Annotated in this window: 24 protein-coding genes and 1 pseudogene; 13 read left to right on the plus strand and 12 right to left on the minus strand. The window is 68.0% G+C overall.

Features of this window, described 5'->3' with window-relative positions:
* Window positions 1-38: 38 nt before the first annotated feature.
* On the minus strand, window positions 39-401 hold the full coding sequence (locus FHX42_RS17000) for a hypothetical protein (protein ID WP_182545414.1): 363 nt from the start codon (window positions 399-401) through the stop codon (window positions 39-41).
* A 45-nt stretch (window positions 402-446) separates the two neighbouring features.
* The gene (locus FHX42_RS17005) at window positions 447-1,238 is read right to left on the minus strand and encodes an SDR family NAD(P)-dependent oxidoreductase (protein WP_182545415.1); all 792 of its coding nucleotides are present in this window, start codon (window positions 1,236-1,238) and stop codon (window positions 447-449) included.
* A gap of 196 nt (window positions 1,239-1,434) precedes the next feature.
* Here FHX42_RS17005 and FHX42_RS17010 point away from each other — a divergent pair, with 196 nt between their 5' ends.
* Complete coding sequence (locus tag FHX42_RS17010; RefSeq protein WP_182545416.1) at window positions 1,435-1,878, plus strand: PPC domain-containing DNA-binding protein; 444 nt, start codon at window positions 1,435-1,437, stop codon at window positions 1,876-1,878.
* A gap of 131 nt (window positions 1,879-2,009) precedes the next feature.
* Here FHX42_RS17010 and FHX42_RS17015 read toward each other — a convergent pair whose 3' ends face one another.
* Complete coding sequence (locus FHX42_RS17015) at window positions 2,010-2,288, minus strand: WhiB family transcriptional regulator (RefSeq protein WP_182545417.1); 279 nt, start codon at window positions 2,286-2,288, stop codon at window positions 2,010-2,012.
* A 225-nt stretch (window positions 2,289-2,513) separates the two neighbouring features.
* On the opposite strand from FHX42_RS17015, the gene FHX42_RS17020 reads away from it, so the two are divergent.
* Entirely contained in the window at window positions 2,514-3,449 is a 936-nt protein-coding gene (locus FHX42_RS17020) for an NADP-dependent oxidoreductase (protein ID WP_220480543.1), read from the plus strand.
* Between the two features lie 284 nt (window positions 3,450-3,733).
* On the plus strand, window positions 3,734-3,973 hold the full coding sequence (locus FHX42_RS17025) for a hypothetical protein (RefSeq protein ID WP_220480501.1): 240 nt from the start codon (window positions 3,734-3,736) through the stop codon (window positions 3,971-3,973).
* 240 nt (window positions 3,974-4,213) lie between these two features.
* On the opposite strand, the gene FHX42_RS17030 is transcribed toward FHX42_RS17025, so the two are convergent.
* Window positions 4,214-4,429 (minus strand): hypothetical protein, encoded by a 216-nt coding sequence (locus tag FHX42_RS17030; RefSeq protein ID WP_182545419.1) that lies wholly within the window; start codon window positions 4,427-4,429, stop codon window positions 4,214-4,216.
* Window positions 4,430-4,674: 245 nt separating this feature from the next.
* Here FHX42_RS17030 and FHX42_RS27855 point away from each other — a divergent pair.
* A pseudogene (locus FHX42_RS27855) lies at window positions 4,675-4,740 on the plus strand (hypothetical protein); the annotation flags it as partial.
* Window positions 4,741-4,869: 129 nt separating this feature from the next.
* On the opposite strand, the gene FHX42_RS17040 reads toward FHX42_RS27855, so the two are convergent.
* Window positions 4,870-5,325, minus strand: a complete 456-nt coding sequence (locus FHX42_RS17040) for a DUF6098 family protein (RefSeq protein ID WP_182545420.1) — start codon at window positions 5,323-5,325, stop codon at window positions 4,870-4,872.
* A gap of 151 nt (window positions 5,326-5,476) precedes the next feature.
* Between FHX42_RS17040 and FHX42_RS17045 the strand changes: the two genes are divergently transcribed.
* Together FHX42_RS17045 and FHX42_RS17050 are read left to right on the plus strand one after the other, a co-directional pair.
* Complete coding sequence (locus FHX42_RS17045; protein ID WP_182545728.1) at window positions 5,477-5,878, plus strand: ChaB family protein; 402 nt, start codon at window positions 5,477-5,479, stop codon at window positions 5,876-5,878.
* Between the two features lie 291 nt (window positions 5,879-6,169).
* A complete protein-coding gene (locus FHX42_RS17050) occupies window positions 6,170-6,727 on the plus strand; it encodes a hypothetical protein (protein WP_182545421.1) in 558 nt (185 codons plus the stop codon).
* 97 nt (window positions 6,728-6,824) lie between these two features.
* Here the strand turns inward: FHX42_RS17050 and FHX42_RS17055 are convergent, their stop codons facing one another.
* Together FHX42_RS17055 and FHX42_RS17060 are read right to left on the minus strand one after the other, a co-directional pair.
* Entirely contained in the window at window positions 6,825-7,364 is a 540-nt protein-coding gene (locus FHX42_RS17055; RefSeq protein WP_182545422.1) for a hypothetical protein, read from the minus strand.
* 365 nt (window positions 7,365-7,729) lie between these two features.
* Window positions 7,730-8,440, minus strand: coding sequence for an NPP1 family protein (locus tag FHX42_RS17060; protein ID WP_235987480.1), 711 nt, complete (start codon window positions 8,438-8,440; stop codon window positions 7,730-7,732).
* Between the two features lie 544 nt (window positions 8,441-8,984).
* On the opposite strand from FHX42_RS17060, the gene FHX42_RS17065 reads away from it, so the two are divergent.
* Window positions 8,985-9,188 carry a cold-shock protein gene (locus FHX42_RS17065; protein ID WP_182545424.1) on the plus strand — a complete coding sequence of 68 codons (204 nt, stop codon included), beginning with the start codon at window positions 8,985-8,987 and terminating at the stop codon, window positions 9,186-9,188.
* A 166-nt stretch (window positions 9,189-9,354) separates the two neighbouring features.
* Here FHX42_RS17065 and FHX42_RS17070 read toward each other — a convergent pair whose 3' ends face one another.
* Entirely contained in the window at window positions 9,355-10,248 is an 894-nt protein-coding gene (locus FHX42_RS17070) for a hypothetical protein (RefSeq protein ID WP_182545425.1), read from the minus strand.
* 601 nt (window positions 10,249-10,849) lie between these two features.
* On the opposite strand from FHX42_RS17070, the gene FHX42_RS17075 reads away from it, so the two are divergent.
* From FHX42_RS17075 to FHX42_RS17085, 3 genes are all read left to right on the plus strand, one after another.
* Window positions 10,850-11,185 (plus strand): hypothetical protein, encoded by a 336-nt coding sequence (locus FHX42_RS17075; protein ID WP_182545426.1) that lies wholly within the window; start codon window positions 10,850-10,852, stop codon window positions 11,183-11,185.
* Window positions 11,186-11,191: 6 nt separating this feature from the next.
* Window positions 11,192-11,539 carry a hypothetical protein gene (locus FHX42_RS17080; RefSeq protein ID WP_182545427.1) on the plus strand — a complete coding sequence of 116 codons (348 nt, stop codon included), beginning with the start codon at window positions 11,192-11,194 and terminating at the stop codon, window positions 11,537-11,539.
* A 365-nt stretch (window positions 11,540-11,904) separates the two neighbouring features.
* Window positions 11,905-12,651 carry an MBL fold metallo-hydrolase gene (locus FHX42_RS17085; protein ID WP_182545428.1) on the plus strand — a complete coding sequence of 249 codons (747 nt, stop codon included), beginning with the start codon at window positions 11,905-11,907 and terminating at the stop codon, window positions 12,649-12,651.
* Window positions 12,652-12,933: 282 nt separating this feature from the next.
* Here the strand turns inward: FHX42_RS17085 and FHX42_RS17090 are convergent, their stop codons facing one another.
* The 4 genes from FHX42_RS17090 to FHX42_RS17105 form a co-directional block, all read right to left on the minus strand.
* Window positions 12,934-14,139: a cytochrome P450 gene (locus FHX42_RS17090; protein ID WP_182545429.1), complete on the minus strand. Its 1,206-nt coding sequence runs from the start codon at window positions 14,137-14,139 to the stop codon at window positions 12,934-12,936.
* 29 nt (window positions 14,140-14,168) lie between these two features.
* A complete protein-coding gene (locus tag FHX42_RS17095; protein ID WP_220480504.1) occupies window positions 14,169-15,137 on the minus strand; it encodes a PDR/VanB family oxidoreductase in 969 nt (322 codons plus the stop codon).
* A gap of 72 nt (window positions 15,138-15,209) precedes the next feature.
* Complete coding sequence (locus tag FHX42_RS17100; RefSeq protein ID WP_328796309.1) at window positions 15,210-15,986, minus strand: IclR family transcriptional regulator; 777 nt, start codon at window positions 15,984-15,986, stop codon at window positions 15,210-15,212.
* A 237-nt stretch (window positions 15,987-16,223) separates the two neighbouring features.
* On the minus strand, window positions 16,224-16,826 hold the full coding sequence (locus tag FHX42_RS17105) for a TetR/AcrR family transcriptional regulator (protein WP_182545731.1): 603 nt from the start codon (window positions 16,824-16,826) through the stop codon (window positions 16,224-16,226).
* Between the two features lie 98 nt (window positions 16,827-16,924).
* Between FHX42_RS17105 and FHX42_RS17110 the strand changes: the two genes are divergently transcribed.
* From FHX42_RS17110 to FHX42_RS17120, 3 genes are all read left to right on the plus strand, one after another.
* Complete coding sequence (locus FHX42_RS17110) at window positions 16,925-17,992, plus strand: NAD(P)-dependent alcohol dehydrogenase (protein WP_182545430.1); 1,068 nt, start codon at window positions 16,925-16,927, stop codon at window positions 17,990-17,992.
* Between the two features lie 560 nt (window positions 17,993-18,552).
* On the plus strand, window positions 18,553-19,431 hold the full coding sequence (locus tag FHX42_RS17115) for a glycoside hydrolase family 16 protein (protein WP_182545431.1): 879 nt from the start codon (window positions 18,553-18,555) through the stop codon (window positions 19,429-19,431).
* A 147-nt stretch (window positions 19,432-19,578) separates the two neighbouring features.
* Complete coding sequence (locus FHX42_RS17120) at window positions 19,579-21,375, plus strand: coagulation factor 5/8 type domain-containing protein (protein ID WP_182545432.1); 1,797 nt, start codon at window positions 19,579-19,581, stop codon at window positions 21,373-21,375.
* Window positions 21,376-21,484: the final 109 nt, after the last annotated feature.

Genomic DNA, 21,484 nt, shown 5'->3' on the forward strand with positions numbered 1-21,484 from the left:
CGACCAGCCCACCACGCACTGTCACAGTGGTGGATTCGTTACTGACCGAACGTGTACCTGAGATTCGCGTTGACGAGTCGGTTCAGGCGCTTGCGCATGTGGCCGATCAGTGCGGCATCCGGTGCGGGGTGGTCGACCAGCAGCGTCCAGCACAGGTCCGTTCCGTACCCGTCGCGCTCGGCAGGCAGGTCGAAGCGCACCACCGCATCCGGTCGCTTGTTCCACAGCGACGACCGGACGACGAGTGCCGGCTCGTCCACTTCGACGAGGCGAGGACGCCGTTCGTCGTCGAGCAGCGTCAGCCACGGCCGCGCCGGATCACGGTCGGGATCGGTCAGCTCCTCGAAGACGACATGTGGTGGTGCTGGTTGGTTGCGCGTTCGACGACCCACTTCAACCATGCTCGCAAGCCTACGAGCAGGTGCCGCGCGTCCTCGTGGCCGGCTTCACCGCCCGGAGCGGGGCTTGGACAACAGGCTGTGCGCGGCGGCCTTGACCTTGTCCGGTAGCACCGAGTTGGCGGCTCCCATCGCCTTGGTCGTCCCGGATCCCGCGACGATCTTCTGCCGACCCGCCATGAGCGCCTCGAATCCCTGCTCGGCGACCTGCGCGGGGTCGTCCTTCGGCCCCTGGCCGATACGTGCGCTCTTCAGCCGAGCACGCCGGAAGAAGTTCGTCTCGGTCGGTCCGGGTTCCAGCGAGGTCACGGTGACCCGGGTCTCCCCGAGCTCGTCGGCCACCGCCTCGGCGAACGACTGGAGGAACGACTTCGACGCGTTGTAGACCGCCTGGTACGAGCCCGGCACCATCGACGCGATCGACGAGGTGATCAGCATTCTGCCCTCGTCACGGGCGACCATGTCGGTCAGCAGGCGCTTGGCCAGGTGCACGGTCGAGGTGACGTTGAGGTTGATGACCGCGAGCTCGTCGGCGAGGTCGTTGTCCACGAACGAGCCGCCCTGGCCCACGCCGGCGTTGAGCGCGGCGGCGTGTACCGGCCGTCCCGTCACGCCGATCGCGGCGTAGAGCTTTTCCACACCGTCGTAGTTGGTCAGATCCGCCTGCACGGGCGTGACCTCGGCTCCGGTCTCCCGGAGTTTCTCGGCGGCACCGTCCAGCCCCGTCTCCTCGGAGTTGATCAGCAGGTCGAAGTCGTTGTGCGCGAACTGCCTGGCCAGCTCGTAGCCGATGCCGCTGGAGGCGCCGGTGACCACGGCCAGTCGTTTGGTGTCTGCCATACCAGCGGATACCCACCGCCGCGGCTCCGTACTCCGGAGATCCGCGATCGGCGGCGCCGCGCTTGCCTCCGGGAAGCGTCCTCGGCGTACACGACGAGGTGGGGTACCCGAAAGGCCCGGATTTTCGGTTGAGCGACCGCGCCGCCCGTGACCGACGGTTGGTTTCATCGCGGCGGGACGTGGTTAGTCACTGGCCATGCGAAGCAAGCTGCTGCACGAGGTCGACGGGTTGCGCACTTTCGTGGTCGTCATGGACAAGGGGGACGAGGCCGCGGCGGAGCTGGCGACGTTCGCGCGCGAGCAGGAGATCACGGGTGCCGGGTTGACGGCGGTGGGTGCCGCCAGCGAGGGCACCCTGGGTTACTTCGACCCTCAGGAGAAGGCTTACCAGGACATTCCGCTCGTCCGGCAGGCCGAGGTGCTTTCCTTCGTCGGGGACATCGCCGTGCGGGGAACGTCCCCGGCCCTGCACGCGCACGCGGTCTTCGGACTCCGGGACGGCTCGACGATAGGCGGGCACGTTCGGCGTCTGAGCGTGTGGCCGACGCTCGAGGTGATCGTCACCGAGACGCCGACGCATCTGACGAAGCGGGTGGACGAGGAGACCGGCCTGGCCCTGATCCGGCCGGACGCGGAATGAGCTGCGGCCGGCCTCCTCGCCCCTGCGGGAGATCGTGAAGTCGAGTTCTGCGGCGATCGTCTTCGACGGGCTCGCTCGGGCCGGGCGGCCGGGGGCCGCCGGCGGCCCCCGGCCGAGCTTCGTGGAGCGGGTCAGGCCGTGTGGGCCAGCAGGGAACGTCGTTCGCTTTCGCCGAGACCACCCCACACGCCGTAGGGTTCGTGGGTCTGCAGCGCGTGGTGGAGGCATGCGCGCTGTACCGGGCAGTGACCGCAGATGGCCTTGGCCGCGTTCTCGCGGCGTAGACGGGCTCCTCCGCGTTCGTGTTCGGGGTGGAAGAACACTGTGTCCCCGTACTCGCGGCAGGCGGCGTGCCGCTGCCAGTCCCAGTGCTCGGTGCGCGGCCACGGCAGACGGCGTGTGTCGGTCACGATCGTCCCTCCAAACAAGGCTCTTGATGAACCTTCGGTGTTCGTGTTAGTGCATTCCGTTGCCGGCAGGGTCGCCCGCAGGGGAGATCTCGAAACCCGACACCGCTGTGATCCGGCTCAACGAACGCGGTCCGGACGATCGGCAGGACTGCTTCGGAGCAGGCGGGGCCCGTTTGCGTGGTGGTCGTCGCGCGGCATCCTGGAGGTATGAGTGCAACGAGCACGATGCGTGCCATGAGCCAGGATGTCCTCGGCGGCCCCGAGGTGCTGCACGAGGTGGAGGTCGAACGCCCGGATCCCGGGCCGAGCCAACTGCTGGTGCGGGTCCACGCCGCGGGGCTCAACCCGACGGACTGGAAGCACCGGGCCGAGGGAATGTTCCTCGGCAACCCCCCGTTCGTCCTCGGCTGGGACGTCTCGGGCGTCGTCGAGGCCATCGGCACCGGTGTCACCCTGTTCAAGCCGGGTGACGAGGTTTTCGGCATGCTGCCCTACCCCCACGGCGTGGGTTCGCACGCCGACTACGTCACCGGGCCCACCCGTGCCTTCGCGCGCAAGCCGTCCCGGGTGGACCACGTGCAGGCGGGGGCTGTTCCGCTGGCCGCGCTGACCGCGTGGCAGGCGCTGGTGGACACCGCCGACGTCCGAGCCGGCCAGCGGGTGCTGATCCACGCGGCGGCCGGCGGTGTCGGACACCTCGCGGTGCAGATCGCGAAGGCCCGTGGCGCGCACGTGATCGGAACCGCCAGCGCGGGTAAGCACGAGTTCCTGCGCGGCCTCGGCGCCGACGAGCTCGTCGACTACCGCGAGGTCGACTTCGGCGCGGCGGTCAGCGACGTCGACGTCGTGCTCGACACCATCGGCAGTGACGACTACCGGGCCCGGTCGCTGGGCGTCCTGCGTCGCGGTGGTCTGCTGGTGTCGATTCTGCCGATGGGCCGGGCCGAACTCTCCGCCGCGGCTGAGCGAGCCGGGAAGCGGGCCGAAGTGCTGCTCGTCGAAGCCGACCACGCGGGCATGAGCGCGGTCGCCGACCTCGTCGAGGAGGGCAAGCTGCGCGCCGAGATCGCCGGGACGTTCCCGCTGACCGAGGCGGCGAAGGCGCACGAGCAGGGCGAAACCGGTCACGTCACCGGCAAGCTGGTGCTCGAGGTCCAGTAGTCCCGAACGCGCCACGAGGGCGTGGCTCAGCAGCGGACTTCGTCGGTGCCCTCAGGACGGACACGGCGTCCGCGGGCGTGACCGGATGCGGGGCGTGCGATGGCGGCGTTTGGCCGAACCCGCCCTCGGGCGGGGAGATGTGGACGGTCCCGCGCGAAGGAGAAGTATGCCCAGGGCAGCCGTCGTGGTGCTGGCGGATACCGAGAGCCACGCCGACCTCGGGCGCGTGTTCAACGCCGTGATCGCGGCCAAAGGAGCTCAAGCAGGCCGGCGACGAGATCCGCATGATCTTCGACGGTGCGGGCACCAAGTGGCCGAGCGCGCTTTCCGGCTCCGACCATCCGGTGCACCAGCTGTACCAGCAGGTCGCCGACGTCATCTCCGGAGCGTGCGGATTCTGCGCGAAGGCCTTCGAAACCGAGCAGCACGTGCATGACGCGGGTGTCGGGACGATCGAGGAGCACGAGGGGCACCCGAGCTTTCGCAACCTGCTCGTCGAGGGTCACTCGGTGCTGACTTTCTGACGGGCCGTGACCGCGTCCATCGCCCGGTACCGACGCGCGCACGCTTGACACTTAAGCGGTTAACTGGTGAGCCGAATCCCGCTCGTTGTTCGGGTGCAGTGGGTCGATGCACGTCGTCGAAAGAGCGCTGCTACTCGGGCGGTCTCGGCGGGATCGAGTCAGGTGGGCGCTCGGCGGGGTTCGTGCCGGGGAAACACGGCACCGAGCTCGTGAAGTGCGACACGTCCCCGGCGAGAGCCGTCATTCACGCGATTCGATCCATTTACGCACGTCGTGGCGGGTGAGCAGCAGTGCGACGACGGGCAGGCGCAGCACGCCCGACACCAGTAGGGCAAGACCGGAAAACAACAGCGGAGCAAGGCCGAAAAGCAGCCTCGGGGCATGCCGGAAAAGCGCCAGCGCCACCATGACCGCGAGCAGCAGGACTCCCATCAACATGCCGTAGATTCGAGCCATCGCTGTGGCGTAAGGACCACCACGCCATATCCGAAACAGCCACGTGGTTATCCTCACCAACGGCGCAAGAATGAGAGCGCCGAGTATGGGAGAGCCGACGACAGCGGGGGGTCCGCGGTTTTGGTGTATATTTTTTCGACGGAAAAGCCGCCGTCCAGCATTTCCAGGTGAGGTGTCCGCTACCGCGACCCGGCGGCCCCGAGTTTTTCGCGGACTGGGGCAGGACCGCCAACGACGCGGCGGCGATGCTGCGCCCGGAAGCTGGCCGCAACCCGCATGACCAGGCATTGATCGAGCTGAGCGGGGAACTGCCCACCCAAGGCGAGGTCTTCCTGGGCCTCCTGCGACGTGCAGTCCCACCGCAGCGGACAAAAGCGGTTGCGGCACCCGGTCGACGAGTTCGCCCGGCGAGGATCCGGCTCTCCGGCCGTGGTCGCCGATCACCCCTCCCGGTTCAGCGGTCGCCAGTCGCCGTGCTGCTCCGTCACCACTCGGCGCGCCTCCCGCATGGTTTCTTCGGCGATCCAGCCCAGCGCCTCCTCGCACCGGACCAGCGGCTCGTTGTCCGGCCCACGAGCCAGCTCGTGACCCCTCAGCAGCCAGGCTTCCACGTTCGATCGCTGCTGGCGACGCCGCAGGTGCTCGTAGTCGTGGAGGCGCCGCGCGACCCACAGCCGCAGTGAACGGTCGCCCCACCACGGTTCGACGCGCAGGGGATTGGCGGACAACCCCGGCAGCTCCACCCCGGTCAGCGCGTCCCGACTCGTCGCTCCCGTGTCCCACTCCGGACCACGTGACCAGCGAACGTAGAGGTCGAGTCCGCTCTCGTCGTGCCGCACGATCTCGGCGAGCCGGTCGAGATCGCCCACTACGGGAAGGTCGTTCGACGCCGTCATGGCAGTGGGCTACCCACAGCGGTCGGGATCCCATCGCGCCCTGCGCCCCGGCTCCCGATCGAGCAGCTCCCCTGGTCGTGTCACCGGCTTGTTTACTCCTCCGGGGCGCGGGGCAAGCACTCTGGGAGGCGAAGAGACGGAGGTGAGTGCTGTGCCCGCTCGTGAGGAATTGCCCTCGACCTTGCAGCGGTCCCCGAAGGAAGCTCAGGAAACGTGGCTGAAGACCCATGACAGCGCTGTACAGGAGTACGGGGAGGGCCAGCGGGCCCACCGGACCGCCTTCGCGGCGTTGAAGCACGATTTCGAGAAGGTGGGCGATCGCTGGAAGCCCAAGCCCGAGCGCGGCCCGTCGGACGAACAAGCACGCCGGGGAGCCGGCAAGCAGGACAAGCCCACCAGCGGTGGAGTGGACGCCCGGGCCAGCAAGCAGCATCTCTACGAGCGTGCCCGGGAGCTGGACGTGCCGGGGCGGTCCTCGATGAGCAAGGAGCAACTGGTCGAGGCGTTGCAGAAGAAGAGCGGGCAGCAGACCCGCCAGGCCAGGCAGCGATGAGCAGCGATCGGTGCCCGCGAGCGCAGTGGGGTGGCAGGCCTGAGCTCTCGTGCTCGCCACTTTCGGCGCCACATGTGCGGAACGGGTTTCCGGTGGCTCCTGCCTGCGGCATCATCGGGTGCCCGCTCAAGTGGGCACGCTCCGGTGTGGCTCGTCATCGGGGGCGTGCTGGTTCGAAGGGCGGGCGTCGGCAGGGCGCTGACCGTGTACTGCTCGGTGAGTATCGCTCGGCTTTCGAATGCGTAGGACTACGGATGCCCGTCCCAGGCCGCCGCTGGTGTGGTGGTGGCCATGGGTTGTGACGTCGATGTGCGTTCCCGAGAGTCGCTCGTGCGGGCGGAGGGCGAAACCGCGCCGAGGCGCGGTAAGGCCCCGCGGCGTTCTTGTGACACCGGAGCCCGGACGGCGGAGCGCGCGGGGGGAGGGACTCGACGTCGCGCCGAAGCGCCGGGCAGCTGGCTCGAGGACCGGATCGGGCCGATCACGGACGTTCGCGACCTTCTCGGACTGGGGCTGCTGGCCGTTGGCGGCGTGGGGATGGTCGTGCTGGAGTTGGCCGTGGCGGTCGGTGGGGGTTCCCGGCACCCGCTGGCGATCGTGCTGATCGGCGGGAGCGCCCTGTGCCTGCTCGGCGGGGGGCTGCGCCGGGCCGGCGAGACGAAGTGGTTCGTCGGCCTGCTGTGCTTCGCCGTCAACGCCGTGGGGGTCTACGCGTTCGACAGCGCCCTGTACGCGGGCGACGTCGCCAAGGCGTTGCTCCTGGTGCCGATGCTGTTGCTGTTCAGTGCTGGTGCGGTGCTCGTATTGGCCCTGAATGAACCCGACCAGCACGGCGATGGCGGGCGCTGAGTCCGCAGCCGAACGGAACCGTTCGAGTCGTGGCTGACCGGCCTGACCGACCACGGGACCGGGAGCAGTTTGATCCGGTGGTCGGTACGGGGCCTTACTAGCCCAGAGGTGCTCCCGGGGTGACTTCTACGGTCTCCAAGGCGGGGTTGTCGAGAATTTTCCGGATGCAGTCCCGGCTGCCTCCGACGAATGTCGAGTCGTGACCGATGTCGGTGGCCACGCACCAGGAGCGCTCCGCGTTCCACCACAGGTTGACGGTCTGCCGTACGTCGGTGCACAGGGACCGTGCGGCGAGGTACACGGGGCCGCGCAAAGCTACGTGATTTCTGCCCATCGGGAGGTGTATGCGAGCCGACGTGCGTTTCCGGAGGTCGTCGAGGTAGGCGAAGCCCTCCCGCACGCCGAAGAAGCACTCCAGTGGTTTCGCCGTCTCGGCGGCGAGCGTGTCGATGAGCTGCCACGCCTCTTCGGCCGGCAGGGACCCCTCTTCAGGAGGAATGTCCCACAGGGGGTTGTCCTCGATCGGGTCGTTCAGTTCGCGGCCCGTGAGTGCATCGATGTTGCCCTGATCGTGCAGGCTGCGGTCGTAGTAGTGAGCCAGCTTGCTCCACGACACCGGGATGTCGGGCCCGTGCATGTGAGAGTGGTAGACCGGGTGAAGAACACGGACGTACCGGTCGAACACCTCGGGCAGCATCGGGCTGAGCCCTCCTGGCCCGATCCTGCTTTCGATCCATTCCCCCGGATTCTCGTTCTCGAGTATCTCGAATGACCGGTAGCGCCCGGTGACTGGCATCCGTCCAGGTTGTCCCGGCGTGTGTTGCTCGGTCGATCCGTACGGAGATGCGGGTGCCGTGGCGCTTCGGAGGATCCCGCCGCGGCACCCGGTGCGGATTTTCGACGGAATCCCGTCGAAACTCCTACCGTGATCGTTCCACTGGCTCCCGGGACGGCCTACCCGGCGTCAACGGCTCCGACAGCGTTCCCGGATCGTCCGTGAGCTCATGCCTGCGGATCGAAGGGGATCCCGGAGGGCTCGGCCTTGGCGAGGCTGTCGGCGAACCGGGCGTCGGCGAGGTCGAGCTGGGCGGACCCGAAGTCGGCTCGGACCAGCTTCTCCCGAATTCCCGCGGGGAAGTTGTTCCAGCTGACCAGTGCCGGGTACTGGAACGTCCCGTTGTGGTTCTCGGCCTGCTCGCCCTCGGCCGCGAAGCGGAACGCGTGCGTACCGGCGCCGTCCTTGTGGTAGACGATTTTCGGGTGGGTCCCCTCGAAGACGACCTCGGAGCTGGGCCTGGTGTCGTAGTCGCCGTGCGCGGACGCCGACACGTACTCGACCCCGCCGTCCCGCACCCAGACCACGACGTGCTCCAGATCGTGCCGGTGCCCGAAGGCGTCCAAGCCGGGGACGGCCTGGTCCTTCTCGAAGTACAGCGCGTACATGTACGCGCACCACCCGTTGTTGCACTCGGAGCGCGCGTAGGAGTTGGTGTTGTCGAGATCGGACGGATCGTGGCAGTTGCCGTCGAGAGCACCCGAGTTGTTCAACCCCGGGTTGATCGTCCCGTCGACGCCGATGGCCGGTGTGGGGTAGCAACCGTCCCCGTCGTAGTCGAAGGCCGGCTGCCACCTGCCGTCGGGATCGGCGACGCTGGAAGGCAGCGCCTCGGGAGGCTCCGCCCAGGCCGTGGCCGGCGCGACGGCGACGGACATCACCGTGGACAAGGCGAGAGCACCCAGACCGACCGAGACTCTCCGCCACCAGGCGACGTTCGACTCCGGCCTCGAGGCCGGAGAAGTGGTCCCAATGAGAGACATCGTTGCCCTTCCATCGCTTGCTGTGTCTGGCGCGAAGCATTCTGTTGGAGGCAGGTAACATCCGTGCGGGCCAACGAGACACGATCGTGCGTCTCGCGGGTAAATCCACTGCGCGGAAGCCGAAGCGCCGATTGTGCTGGGACCGTCGCCGAACCGGGTTCACCCGCGGAGGACCGCGGCGGTGGGCCACCCGGTCGGGCACCGCGCTACGAGTCCGACATGTCGAGGGGCGTCGCCGGGAATACTGGGCGGACCGGGGGTGTTGTGCCGGGCGGTCGTCAGTTTCTGTGGTTCGTGCTTGTGCACGCTCGCTCGGATGTTGAAGCGGGCGCGCTGCTGTCTTTGGTGTTGCTGGAGTGGTTGCCGTCTGTGAGATCGACGACCCGGGTGACCACGAGGCGTGCGTCGCCCGCAACCGACGACGTCCAAGGAGACAGACATGGCACAGGGAACTGTGAAGTGGTTCAACGACGACAAGGGCTTCGGTTTCATCAGCCCGAACGACGGCGGTGGGGACGTGTTCGTGCACCACTCCTCGATCGACGCCACCGGCTTCCGCAGCCTCACTGAGGGGCAGCAGGTCAGCTACGAAGTTACCCAGAGCCCCAAGGGAGAGCAGGCCAACGACGTGCGCGTCCTCTGAGCCGATTCCCGGTGGTTGCCTCGACCGGCGGTAGCCGGCGGGGACACACCCCAGGACCTACAGCCCCTCTCCTCGCGAGGAGAGGGGCTGTTTCAGGTTCGAAGGCCTCTTCGCGCGCGGTTCCGTGACGCGTCGCCCACCTCCTGAACCCGGTCCGCCGGGAACGTCATTCCTCCTTCGCGGCGTGCTGGGCGGCCGTGTGGTGTTGCCGTTCCGTCCGCCGTTTCGCCGCACCGTCCAGGAGTTCGGCCACGGTGCGGTGGGAGGGAGCGGGGTTGGTCGTGGTGGTCTCGTCACGGAACCGGCGCAGCAGCTCCATCCGGACGACGGCAGCCTGGTCCCGCACGATCCGACGGAGGAGCTGATCCTTCTCGGCAGCGGGCAGGTTCGTCACCCAGGTCGTGAGCTGGTCGGGTTCGTCGGTGACTTCCCGGAGCGGAGGGCTCACCTCGGCGGCGACCGCGAGGAGGCCCTCGTCGAGACGGAGGAAATCGGCCAACTCGCGTTGGGCGGTGGTGAGCGTGCGCAGTCCCGGCGGTACGGGTGGCTCGCTCTCGTCGTCCTGGGCGCGGTCGAAGGCGTCCTCGTCGCGTTCCCACGTGCCGTACCCGGCCAGCCAGGCCAGGTAGAGCGGTCGGTGGTCCCCGGCGGCGAGTTCTGCTCGGGCCCCGACGATGGCGGACAGCGATTCCCGCACATCGACGTCCCGTTCGCCGGGATCGTCTTCGCTCGTCAGGTCGAGCACGAGGTGCTCGCCGACGGTCCAGGCCGTGACCTGGTCACCGACGCAGTACTGCTCGGCCACGTCCAGCTCCAACAACCCGCGCGGGAGGCGGAGCATGACTCGTCGGGTTCCCCAGTTGGCCAGGTACAGGTGCGCGTCGTAGCAGCGCTCCACCAGCTCGCCCGGCTCACCGCGGAAATCGCCCTGGTGGTACTCGTCGACGAAGCTGGTGGCGGTGATCCGCGCGCTGGTGGACAACGACCGCATCTCGGCCTGCTGGCGGTCGTCCAGCGGCCGGTCCACCGCGACGAACTCGTAGTACTGGTACTCGCTCATTACCGTCCCATACAGCGGCTCGTGAACCGCGACGCGCGGAAACCCGAATCATTTCCGACGGGGGGTCGATGGAGTCTCGGCCCCACATGTCCGTCTCCACGGTCCTCCGTCGGCCCAGCGGGCTCATCGCTTCCTTCTTCCCTGCCGTACTGATGGTGCCAGGCCGGACACCGCGCGGGGCCCTCGGCACTTCGATGGTGACCGCAAGTCTGGATCCGCACGTTCCGGAAGGGCGCGTGTACGGCTTCGGCTGCTGGACCTCGACGACAACCGGGCCCCCGGGTCGTGCACACCGCGCGCCCGCAGGACCACCTCGACAAGCGGGTCCGCAACTACTCACCATTCGGAGCATTGTCGGAACACTCGGGAAAACGGAATTGTTTCTTTTCGCTGTCGACGAGTTCCGCTGGAGGGGTAAATCCCTTGAGTCGAGCGGGAGATCGTCGCCGTAGCTCGTAGTGATGCTGTGACCGTCGGGCGAAACTGTTCGTGAACAGAACACGCGGTGACAAAATCGGCATGACGGTCGGCGAGGACGGTCGTACCGGTTGGAACACCATGTACGCCCTGACCCGGGTTTTGCAGGGGGAACCGGGCGTACGTGCCTTGTCGAACATTTTCGGCCCCTCCGCGCCGGCTACGCTCGCCGAGGAGTACCCCCCACCTGAACCGCGCCACCGTCCTCTCGGCGAATTTCTGCCGAATCATCCGGCCCGCCACGTATTGCAAGGGCTACGACGACGGGAACATCGACGGAACCTACAATGCGCACCAGATCGGCGTCGCGCGTCCGGCGCCCAACACCAGTCAGGACGTCCCCCGGCAGCTCCTCGCCCGTTACACCGGAACCAACGAGGACGCCCAGCAGTACGGGCGCGAGCTCGTCGGTCTGTACCGGGTCCTGGAGAACTACAACGCCATCGCCAGGAGTAACTGACCCGCCATGACTCTCCGTACTACGTCGCGGCTGCGCTGGATCGCTTCCATCGTCGCGAACCTCCTGCTCGGCTGCATCGCCGTCATTCCACTCTGGTTGCTTTGGCTCTTCGCCCTGGATTTCCCGTTCGCGGCGCTGGGACTCACCCGGCGGGCACCGACCGAGAACGACGGAGTGCTGCCCTGGCTGATTGTCCTGGTGCCGCTGCTGACGGTGTTGGTGGCGTTGTGGATATTGATCAACTTCTGGATGCGCCGCAAGTCCGAAATGCCAACGCGTACTTACTGGGTGGCCAGTTCGGTGGTGATGCTGTTTCCCGTGATCTTTTCCTCGATCGTGGCGGGGATCCCGTGAACACCTGCTGAGGTGTCTGCGGACCGAACCGGACGGACGAACGGGGAGGACGAGCACGAAATGGAATCGGAAATAACGAGACGCTGTATCGCCAGGGGAGCTTTTGCCGCCGGCGCTGCCGCGCTGATGGGCGGCACGTTGCCGTCCCTTTCCGGCGTGGCGGCGGCGGAGCGACCCCGCCCCGGCGCCGCCGACAAGCGGCCCACCTCGCGCAATGGGTCCTCGGCGGTCTGCGACTTCGAACTCGTCTCGCCGCGATGCGTTGCGTGTTCTCCCGAACCGGAGCACGGGCGCGGTACTGGCCTGTCCGCCGCGGGGGAGTGGTCCGGGGGTGTGGTCGATTCGGTGCTCGTAGGCTTGGTGGTGTGCGGATCACCGTGTTGGGGGCGTGTGGGGCGTGGCCCGAGGTCGGGCGGGCGTGCAGTGGTTATTTGGTGGAGCACGCCGGTTTTCGGGTGGTGATGGATCTGGGGTATGCCACGCTGCCCCGCCTGCTGGAGTACGTGGAGCCTCGTCGGGTGGACGCGGTGCTGATCAGTCATGGTCATCCGGACCACTGCGCGGACCTGAACCCGTTGCTGCGTGCCCGGGCCTTGTCGAGTCCTGCGGCGCCACCGCTGCCGGTGTACGCCCTCTCCGGAGTACTGGATGCGGTGCTGGCTCTGGACGAGCCCCACGTGCTCGCCGACGCCTGCGCGCTGCATCCGCTCACCGGTGGTGATCACGTCGAGCTCGGCCCCTTCACGGTCCGCACCGTCCGGTTGCCGCACTTCGTGGCCAACGTCGGCTTTCGCCTCTCGGCGGGTGGCTCGGTGGTGGCCTACACCGGTGACACCGGGCCGAGCCCGGCCGTGGTCGAACTGGCCCACCGGGCCGATGTGCTGTTGGCCGAGGCCACTTTCGTCGACCACGTGCCGGATTCCGAGGCCGGTTTTCTCACGAGTGCGGTGCAGGCGGGTCAGCAGGCCACCGCGGCCGGTGCGCGGCAGCTGGTGCTGACCCACCTGTGGCCCGGCACCGACCCCGAAGCAGCACGCCGAGCCGCCGAAGACACCTTCCCCGGCGACGTCCGCGTAGCCCGCGGCGGACTCGTCCTCGATCCCGCCGGGTGAAACCGCCGAGGGACTACGGGCTCCGGACTCCGCCGACGAACTCACTGAGGTTTTCCGGTCGGCTTGTTGTCAGATTCTGGGCCGCCGTCTCAAAGGGTGAACGGGCCGTTTTGGTGCTCACACCGCCAAAACGGCCCGTTCACCACGACGCCGGGGCCTCCTCCGGCCGAACCTGTCGACAAAGCAGCAGTGAGGTCATGTGCTCGTACTCCGAGGGACCACGGCGTTCCTCATGCCCTCGGGCGGGGCTTCGGGAGGCGGTGAGGTGCCGAAAAGTCCCGGTCAGCCGAGATGCACGCGCACTGGGAGTGATCTCCAGGCGCGGAGCGTGTTGTTGTGGTGGCGCCGCGTCGAGCCGGCGAGCTCGATGTGTTCGACCCGGTGGGCGAGGGCCGTCAGCAGCGCTTCGGATTCGAGGCGGGCGACGTGCTGGCCGACGCACTGGTGGATGCCCATGCCGAAACCGACGTGGCCGGACGGGTCCCGGGAGAGGTCGAAGACGTCCGGTTCGTCCCACCTGCGCGGATCGCGGTTGGCCGCACCGAGCAGCATCAGGATCTTCTCGCCTTCGGCGATGCTCGTTCCGCCGAGCTCGACGTCGGTCGTCGCCGTGCGGAAGAAGGTTTGCACGGGCGATTGCCAGCGCACGGCTTCGTCGAAGGCGACGCGGGCCAGTTCGGGTTCCTGCCGCAGTCGTTGCCACTGTTCGGGGTGGGTGGCGAAGGCGTACAGGACGGCGGCCAAGCCGTGGACGGTGGTGTCCACACCGGCCGACAACAACGAGCGCACGATCAGCGGTGCCTGTTCGTGGGTGATGTCGCCGCGATCGGCGGCTGCCCAGATCGCCGCACCGAAACCGGTGTCCTCCAGAACCGTGCGCCGGCACTGGTCGTCGACCCACGCGGAGAGCTCGGCGAGGCGTGGTCGGCCCTGTTCGACGAGCTCGTTGGCGGGGCCGAAGGAGTTGAACAGGAAGTCCCCGTAGGGCAGCAGGTTCTCGCGGCCTTGTCGGGGAATGCCGACCGCGTCGGGGAACACCCGCAGCGGAAAGGCCTCGGCCAGCTGCGTGACGGCGTCGAATTCGTGCCCGGTCAGGACCTGGTCGACCAGCTGGGCTGCGTCGGCGAACCAGTCCTCGCGGAGTTCGCGCAGCGCGCGTGGCCCGAGAGTCCTCGCCAGCACCGTCCGAGGGGCGTCGTGGTGCGGCGGATCGGCCTCCAGCAGCAGGCTCGGTGGCCGCCACGGCTGTTCGTAGCGGAAGTTGCTCAGCCCCACGCCCGCGGCGGACTGGAAGGACTGCCAGTCGCAGAGCGCGGCGCGGACTTCCTCGTAGCGAGCCGTGGCGTGGATGCCGTAGCGCCCCAAGCGCACTACCGGACCGGCCTCGCGCAACTCGGCCTGCATGGGCAGGGGGTCTTCGAGCGTCTCGGGGCAGAAGGGGTCGACGTCGGTGTGCGGAATGTCCTGTGCTGCCGAGACGGGTGCCATAATCCTGTCCTTCTCGAAGAGGGTGGGTATCAGAGGTCGAGGGCGAGGCTGTCGGTGCCCGAGCGGGACACGCAGGGGAACATGCAGTTGCCACGGGCTCGTTCGTCGTCGTCGAGGATCGAGTCGCGGTGGTCCGGTTCGCCGGCGAGCACGGTGACCTCACACGTGCCGCAGAGTCCCTGGCGGCAGGAGGAGAGCACGTGGACTCCGGCGTCGTTGAGGGCCCGCAGCACGGATCGTTCCGGCGTGACCGTCAGCGACAGCCCCGACCGGCGGAGTTCGACGTCGAAAGCCCCGGACCGGGCCGGGGTTCGGTCCCGGGCCACGAAGCGTTCCGTGCGCAGCAGTCCGGTCGGCCAGTCGGCGCAGTGCTGGTCCACGGCATCCAGCAGTGGAGCGGGCCCGCAGCAGTACACCTTGGTATCGGCCCGTGGGGCGGACAGCCACGCCGGTAGGTCGAGCGGACCGCGCTCGTCCTCGGGAGCGACGGTGACCCGTCGACCGTAGGTTCGTAACTCGTCCAGGAACGCCATCGAGGCGCGCGAGCGTCCGCCGTAGAGCAGTTGCCAGTCGGCGCCGACCAGTTCGGCTTGGTGGATCATGGGCAGCAGGGGAGTGATGCCGATGCCACCGGCGATGAACACGTACCGCGGCGACGGGGCGAGCGTGAAGTTGTTGCGTGGTCCGCCGAACGCGACCGTCTCTCCTGCGGAGAGCTCGTCGTGGATGCGGGTCGAGCCGCCGCGGCTGTCGGGCTCGCGCAGCACGCCGACGCGGTAGGTGCGTGCGTCCCATCGGTTCCCGCACAGCGAGTACTGCCGGGTCAGCCCGCACGGAAGCGTCAGGTCCACGTGGGATCCGGGGGTCCAGTCCGGGAGGCGCTCGCCCCGGGGATGGCGCAGGGTCAGTGTCACGACGCCGTCGGCGACCTCGGTCTTGTCGGCAACGCGCAGCTCGTCCGCGGTCGCCCGGTCCGCGGGGGAGGTGTCCATCGTCATCGAGGCTCCTCGTGTCCGTGAGTGGGACCGAGGGTGGATCAGCCGTGTCGCACACCACTACGGTGTTCTCGTTCAGTGAGAGAAATGCCGAGGTACGCCTTGTGGATCTTGAACTCCCGCGGCGCGGGAGATTCCGCGCGCGGCGGCTTGCAGGGCTGGGATGTGCATCCGCGCGTTGTCATCGTTGGGCACGATCACCGACAGTGCTGCGATGACCGTGTTCTCCGAGTCGCGCAGCGGCACGGCCACCCCCGTGGCGCGGGTGTCGATGAATCCGCGGCACAGGGCGACCCCACCTTTGCGCACGTCGGCCAGCATCGCCCGCAGCTCTCCGGGATCGACGACTGTCCGCGGGGTGTAGGCGTGCAGCGGCCCGGCGAGCACCTGCTCCTGCAACCGGCCGGGAGCGTGCGCGAGCAGCACGACTCCGGAGGAGGACGCGTGCAGCGGGAGTCGACCGGCGATGCGGGTGAGGTTGATGACCGCCCCCGGTGCGGAGAGCCGTTCGACGAACAGGGCCTCGCGCTCCTCGCGAACACCGAGTTGGACGTGGTGCCCGACCACGGCGTGCAGGTCTTCCAGGAACGGCATCGCGGCCTCGCGCAGTCCCAGGGTGGGCGAGGCGCGCGAAGCCAGTTCCCACAGCCGCACCCCGATCCGGACCCTCCGATCGGCCTCTTTGCGCAGCCAGCCGTAACCGACGAGTTCCTCGATCAGACGTGAGGCCGTGGCTACGTGCAAGTCGGCACGTCGGGCGATCTCGGAGACCCGCAGCGCAGGCGTCTCCGAGCCGAACGCCTCGACGATGCGTACCACGCGCGAGAGCACGGATTCTCCTGATCCAGCCACGAGGACAGTGTGTGGCCGAATCCCGTGGCCTGTCGATCCCGAGCTCGCGTGCGGGGGAACCGTTCGGGGTCGTGGTGCGGACGGGTCGTGGAGTTCCCGCGAGGTCGTCGGATCCGCCTCAGCGATCTCTCCCCGGGGATTCGTCCCGTGCTTCGGGGCGGTGCACGGTGCTGGTGGGCACCTCCTCCCGTGACCTGCCGGTCACTCGGACCGTCACCCTGCCCCGACCCGCCCCGGTCAGGCGCGAGCGTCGCGCTGTCGGTGTTCGATGATGACGATCCGCGCGGCCTCGACGGACTTGTGCACCACGAGTTCGGCGCTGTAGCCGTGCTGGACGAAGACCCCGTCCAAGTGGAACGTCGCGTACCCGTGGGCTTGAGCGAGCAGCTGCTCCATCAGCTCCAGCGCCGCGTGCGCGTCGGGTGCCACCGCGAAGGCCAGCTCCAGGAAACCGTCCATGAGGCCGCGCCTGCTCTGGTGCAGGTCCTCGTGCCGGGAGTTTCGCAGGTCGGGCGCGAAGATCACGTGCAACCCGGCGCGGCTTTCGATCGTGAACTCCGTGTAGCTGCCCGCGGCCGCGGCGAGCTGGTCGATCGGATCGGTGTGCCGGGAGACCGCGAGCCGGACTCGCTCGGAGAGTTCGTCGGCGACCGTGCCCGCGACCGCGGCGAGCAGGCTGTCCCGGTCGGCGAAGTGGCGGTACGGCGCCGCGGTACTGACTCCGACCCGCCTGGCGACCTCGGCGACCGAGAAACCGCGCAGTCCCTGTTCGGCGATGAGTTCCAGCGATCCACTGATCAGTGCGGAACGCAGCCTGCCGTGGTGGTACTGGCGCGGCATGGCGCTGCTCACCCCCTCTCCGCTCCGATGTAAGTGGTCTCTTACATTGGAGTCGTATTCACGCATGACGATGTCTCGGCCCGCAGCCGCGGGCCGCTATGGAGGATCTCATTTCACAGACGCTCGCGATCCACGTTCCCCCCCCCCCCCCGGGGGCGGCGCTGGAGCCGACCACCCTCGAGCGCCGTGAACTGCGCCCGGACGACGTGCGGATCGACATCGCCTACGCCGGCATCTGCCACAGCGACATCCACCAGGCCAAGGAGGAGTGGGGAAGCGCGATCTTCCCGATGGTGCCCGGCCACGAGATCGCCGGCGTGGTCTCGGAGGTCGGCTCCGGGGTGACCACCCACGAGGTCGGCGATCGCGTCGGCGTGGGCTGCATGGTCGACTCCTGCGGTGAGTGCGAGTACTGCCGGGCCGGCACCGAGCAGTTCTGCCTGCGCGGCAACGTGCAGACCTACAACGGCGTCGGCTTCGACGGCGAGAACACCTACGGTGGCTACAGTCAGCAGGTCGTGGTCAAGGACCACTTCGTGTGCCGGATCCCGGAGGGCATCGGACTCGACGTCGCGGCGCCGCTGCTGTGCGCGGGCATCACCACCTACTCACCGCTGAACCGGTGGAACGCGGGCCCGGGCAAGAAGGTCGCCGTGGTCGGACTGGGCGGTCTCGGCCACGTGGCCGTCCGGATCGCCGTGGCGATGGGCGCCGAGGTCACCGTGCTGAGCCAGAGCCTGAAGAAGCAGGAGGACGGGCTGCGCCTGGGCGCCGAGGACTACTACGCCACCAGTGACGAGTCCACCTTCACCACGCTGCGGTCGAGCTTCGATCTGATCCTCAACACGGTCTCCTCCGAGATTCCGGTCGACTCCTATCTCGCGATGCTGCGGGTCGGCGGGGCGATGGTCAATGTCGGCGCCCCGAGCGCCCCGCTGTCCTACAGCGCGTTCTCGCTGATCGGGGGGAACAAGGTGCTGACCGGTTCGATGATCGGCGGCCTTCCGGAGACCCAGGAGATGCTGGACTTCTGCGCCGAGCACGGCATCGGTGCCGAGGTCGAGACCATCTCCGCGGATCAGGTCAACACCGCCTACGAGCGCGTCCAGAACAGCGACGTCCGCTACCGGTTCGTCATCGACACCGCCACCATCGGCCAGCAGTGACCGCCATCGGGGTGGTTCGGACCTGCTCCGGGCCACCCCGATTCGCGCCCCGAGCGCACCGGTGCTCGAGCAGCAGCGGAAGAATGGCTCGCGGTGGGTTTTCCGCTGGTCAGCGGATTTCGCGCGACCGCGTCCACCGCTCCGACCGCCAGACCTCTCGGCCCGCCACATTTCGTGCGGATCGGACTCGGATCCGTGCGCTTCCCTCGTTTTCCCCGCGGTGGCGGGACGCAACGTGCTCTCGACCGGTACCGCCGGTGGGCGCGATCTCGCCGTCTTTCCTGTTCAGAATCCAGTGACCTCCTGATATCGTGGTCCGGGGCAGGAGTCGGGCGATTCTGTTGTGGATTGTTCGATCTGGTCGCGGCCGAGGATTCCCCGTGCTGCGATCGGAGTACTGACAATGCTCCGATCGCAGCATTCCGCGATGAGGTGAATCGATACAGCAGCTATTCGCCCTTTACCGGCAGGTGGTCTAGACGTTTCCCTCTTTATGCATTGAGAAGGTTTTTCGTGCTCCCGGCGCACCCGTTCGGTGCGCCGCTGGAAGGAGGGCTTCCATGTCCTTGAAAACCCGTGTCGCGATCGTGGCGGCGACCGCCCTGCTGCCGTTGTCGGCGGCCCCGGCGGCCGCGGCCGAGCAGGAGAGTTTCTTCGACGATTTCTCCGGCGCTTCCATCGACCGGTCGAAGTGGACCGTCGAGGTGACCGGGGAGAACTTCGGGACCGTCAACTCCGAGCAGCAGGCCTACGTCGACTCCCCGGACACCCTCTACGTCGACCAGGACGCCGCCGGTTCCCAGAACGGCGCCCTGGCCATCCACCCGCGCTACAGGCCGGGTTACCAGGCCCCGGACGGCAACACCTACGACTTCGTCTCCGGGCGCCTGAAGAGCCAGGGCAAGATGGAGTTCACCTACGGCACGTACTCGGTCCGGCTCAAACTCCCCGAAGGCGCGAGCGCGCCCGGTCTGTGGCCGGCCGCCTGGTCGCTGGGCAGCAACATCGGCTCGGGAGCTCCGTGGCCGGAGTGCGGCGAGATCGACCTGATGGAACACGTCGGCGAGCCGTGGACCAGCGTCGCGCTGCACGGCCCCGGCTACTCGGGTGACACGCCGATCACCGGCCAGCAGAACTTCTCCGGTGGTAACCCCGGCGGCTGGCACGTCTACTCCGTGGACTGGAGACCGGACGGTTTGACCTTCTCCGTCGACGGCACCGAGTTCTACCGGGTCAGCAAGGCCGATGTCGAGCGGTACGGGCGCTGGGTCTTCGACAGCCCGCAGTTCTCGGTCCTCAACTTCGCCCTGGGCGGGAGCTACCCGCACGGCGTCAACGGTGTGAACGAACCGTACTTCGGTCTCCCGCAGAGCACCGTCGACAAGGTGAAGTCGGGCAATGTTCGCTACCTCGTCGACTGGGTCCGCGTCGAACCCTGAGAAAACCAGCTTTTCCCGGGGATCGTGTTGTCTTGCCCGACCCCGGACAGGGACGAGAAAAATCACGTGTCGACAGCGTTCCCGTCTTTTCGAAAAGAGAATTCCCGAACGCCGCGACCGATCATCTCCGCACCAGGAGGACTCCTCGTGTCCACCTCTTCACCCGAGAACCAGGAATCCGGCGGGACCGCGTTCTCCCGCCGAAGCGCACTCGGCGCGATGGCCGCCGCCGTGGCGACTCCGGCCGTACTCGCCGGTTCTTCGCAGCACTCCGCCCAGGCCGCCACGACGACGTCGTCGAGTGCCGACGTCGACCTCGGGCCGAACGTGCTGGTCTTCGATCCCAGCACCCCCGACATCCAGACGAAACTGGACCAGATCTTCGCCGAGCAGGAGGCGGCCCAGTTCGGCACGGGCCGCTACCAGCTGTTGTTCAAGCCGGGTACGTACAACGGGCTCAACGCCCAGTTGGGCTTCTACACCTCGATCGCGGGGCTCGGCCTGTCTCCCGATGACACGACGATCAACGGCGATGTCACCGTCGACGCCGGTTGGTTCGAGGGCAACGCGACGCAGAACTTCTGGCGTTCCGCGGAGAACCTCGCGCTGACGCCGGTGAGCGGAACAGATCGCTGGGCGGTCGCCCAGGCGGCGCCGTTCCGGCGGATGCACGTCAAGGGCGGGCTCAACCTGGCGCCGACCGGGTACGGCTGGGCCAGTGGTGGCTACATCGCCGACAGCCGCATCGACGCGGCGGTGAGCCCGTACTCGCAGCAGCAGTGGTACACCCGCGACAGCGCCGTGGGCAGCTGGAGCAGCGGCGTGTGGAACATGGTGTTCTCCGGTGTCGAGGGGGCTCCGGCGCAGAGCTTCCCCGAGCCGCCGTACACGACGCTGGCGACGACCCCGATCTCCCGCGAGAAACCGTTCCTCCACCTCGACGGCGGCGAGTTCAAGGTCTTCCTGCCCGCAATGCGCACCGGCTCCAGCGGAACCACCTGGGAGGGCGGCGCGCCGGCGGGCACGTCACTGCCGCTGTCCGACTTCCACGTCGTCAAGCCCGGGGCCACCGCGGCCACGATCAACGCCGCGCTCGAGCAGGGCAAGCACCTGCTGGTCACGCCCGGCATCTACCACCTCGACGAGCCGATCCGGGTCAACCGGAAGAACACCGTGGTCCTCGGGCTCGGCTATGCCACGCTCATCCCGGAAAACGGGGTCACGGCCCTGAAGGTCGCCGACGTGGACGGGGTGCGGATCGCCGGGTTCCTCGTCGACGCCGGAACCGTCAACTCGGAGACCCTGGTGGAGATCGGCCCCGCAGGAGCCTCCGCCGGCCACGCGGCCAATCCGATCTCGGTGCAGGACCTGTTCGTCCGCATCGGTGGTGCAGGCGCCGGTAAGGCCACCACCAGCGTGGTCGTCAACGCCCACGACACGCTCATCGACCACACCTGGCTCTGGCGCGCCGACCACGGCAGCGGCGTCGGCTGGGAAACCAACCGCGCCGACTACGGCTTGGTCGTCAACGGGAACAACGTGCTGGCCACGGGCCTGTTCGCCGAGCACTTCAACAAGTACGACGTGCAGTGGTACGGACAGCACGGCCGGACCGTGTTCTTCCAGAACGAGAAGGCCTACGACGCTCCCGACCAAGCCGCGATCAACCACGACGGAATCACCGGATACGCCGCCTACAAGGTCGGCGACTCCGTGACGAGCCACGAGGGGTGGGGGATGGGCAGCTACTGCAACTACACCGCGGACTCGAGCATTCGCCAGGGACGCGGCTTCGCCGTACCGAACGCACCGGGCGTGGTCTTCCACGACCTGCTCGTCGTCTCGCTCGGCGGCAAGGGGCAGTACCTGCACGTCATCAACGACACCGGAGCCCCCACGTCCGGTTCGGACACGGTGCCCTCCACCGTCGTCTCCTATCCCTGACCGAGGTTTCCCGCCACGGCGGTCCGGCCGGGTGGCCGCGGTGAACGCGTCGTTACCGGCGGTGTGAGCGCCACGACGACGCGTTCACCACGGAGCCGAGCGTGCTGCG

This window comes from Halosaccharopolyspora lacisalsi (assembly GCF_014137975.1).
GTDB classification, from domain to species: Bacteria; Actinomycetota; Actinomycetes; order Mycobacteriales; family Pseudonocardiaceae; genus Halosaccharopolyspora; species Halosaccharopolyspora lacisalsi.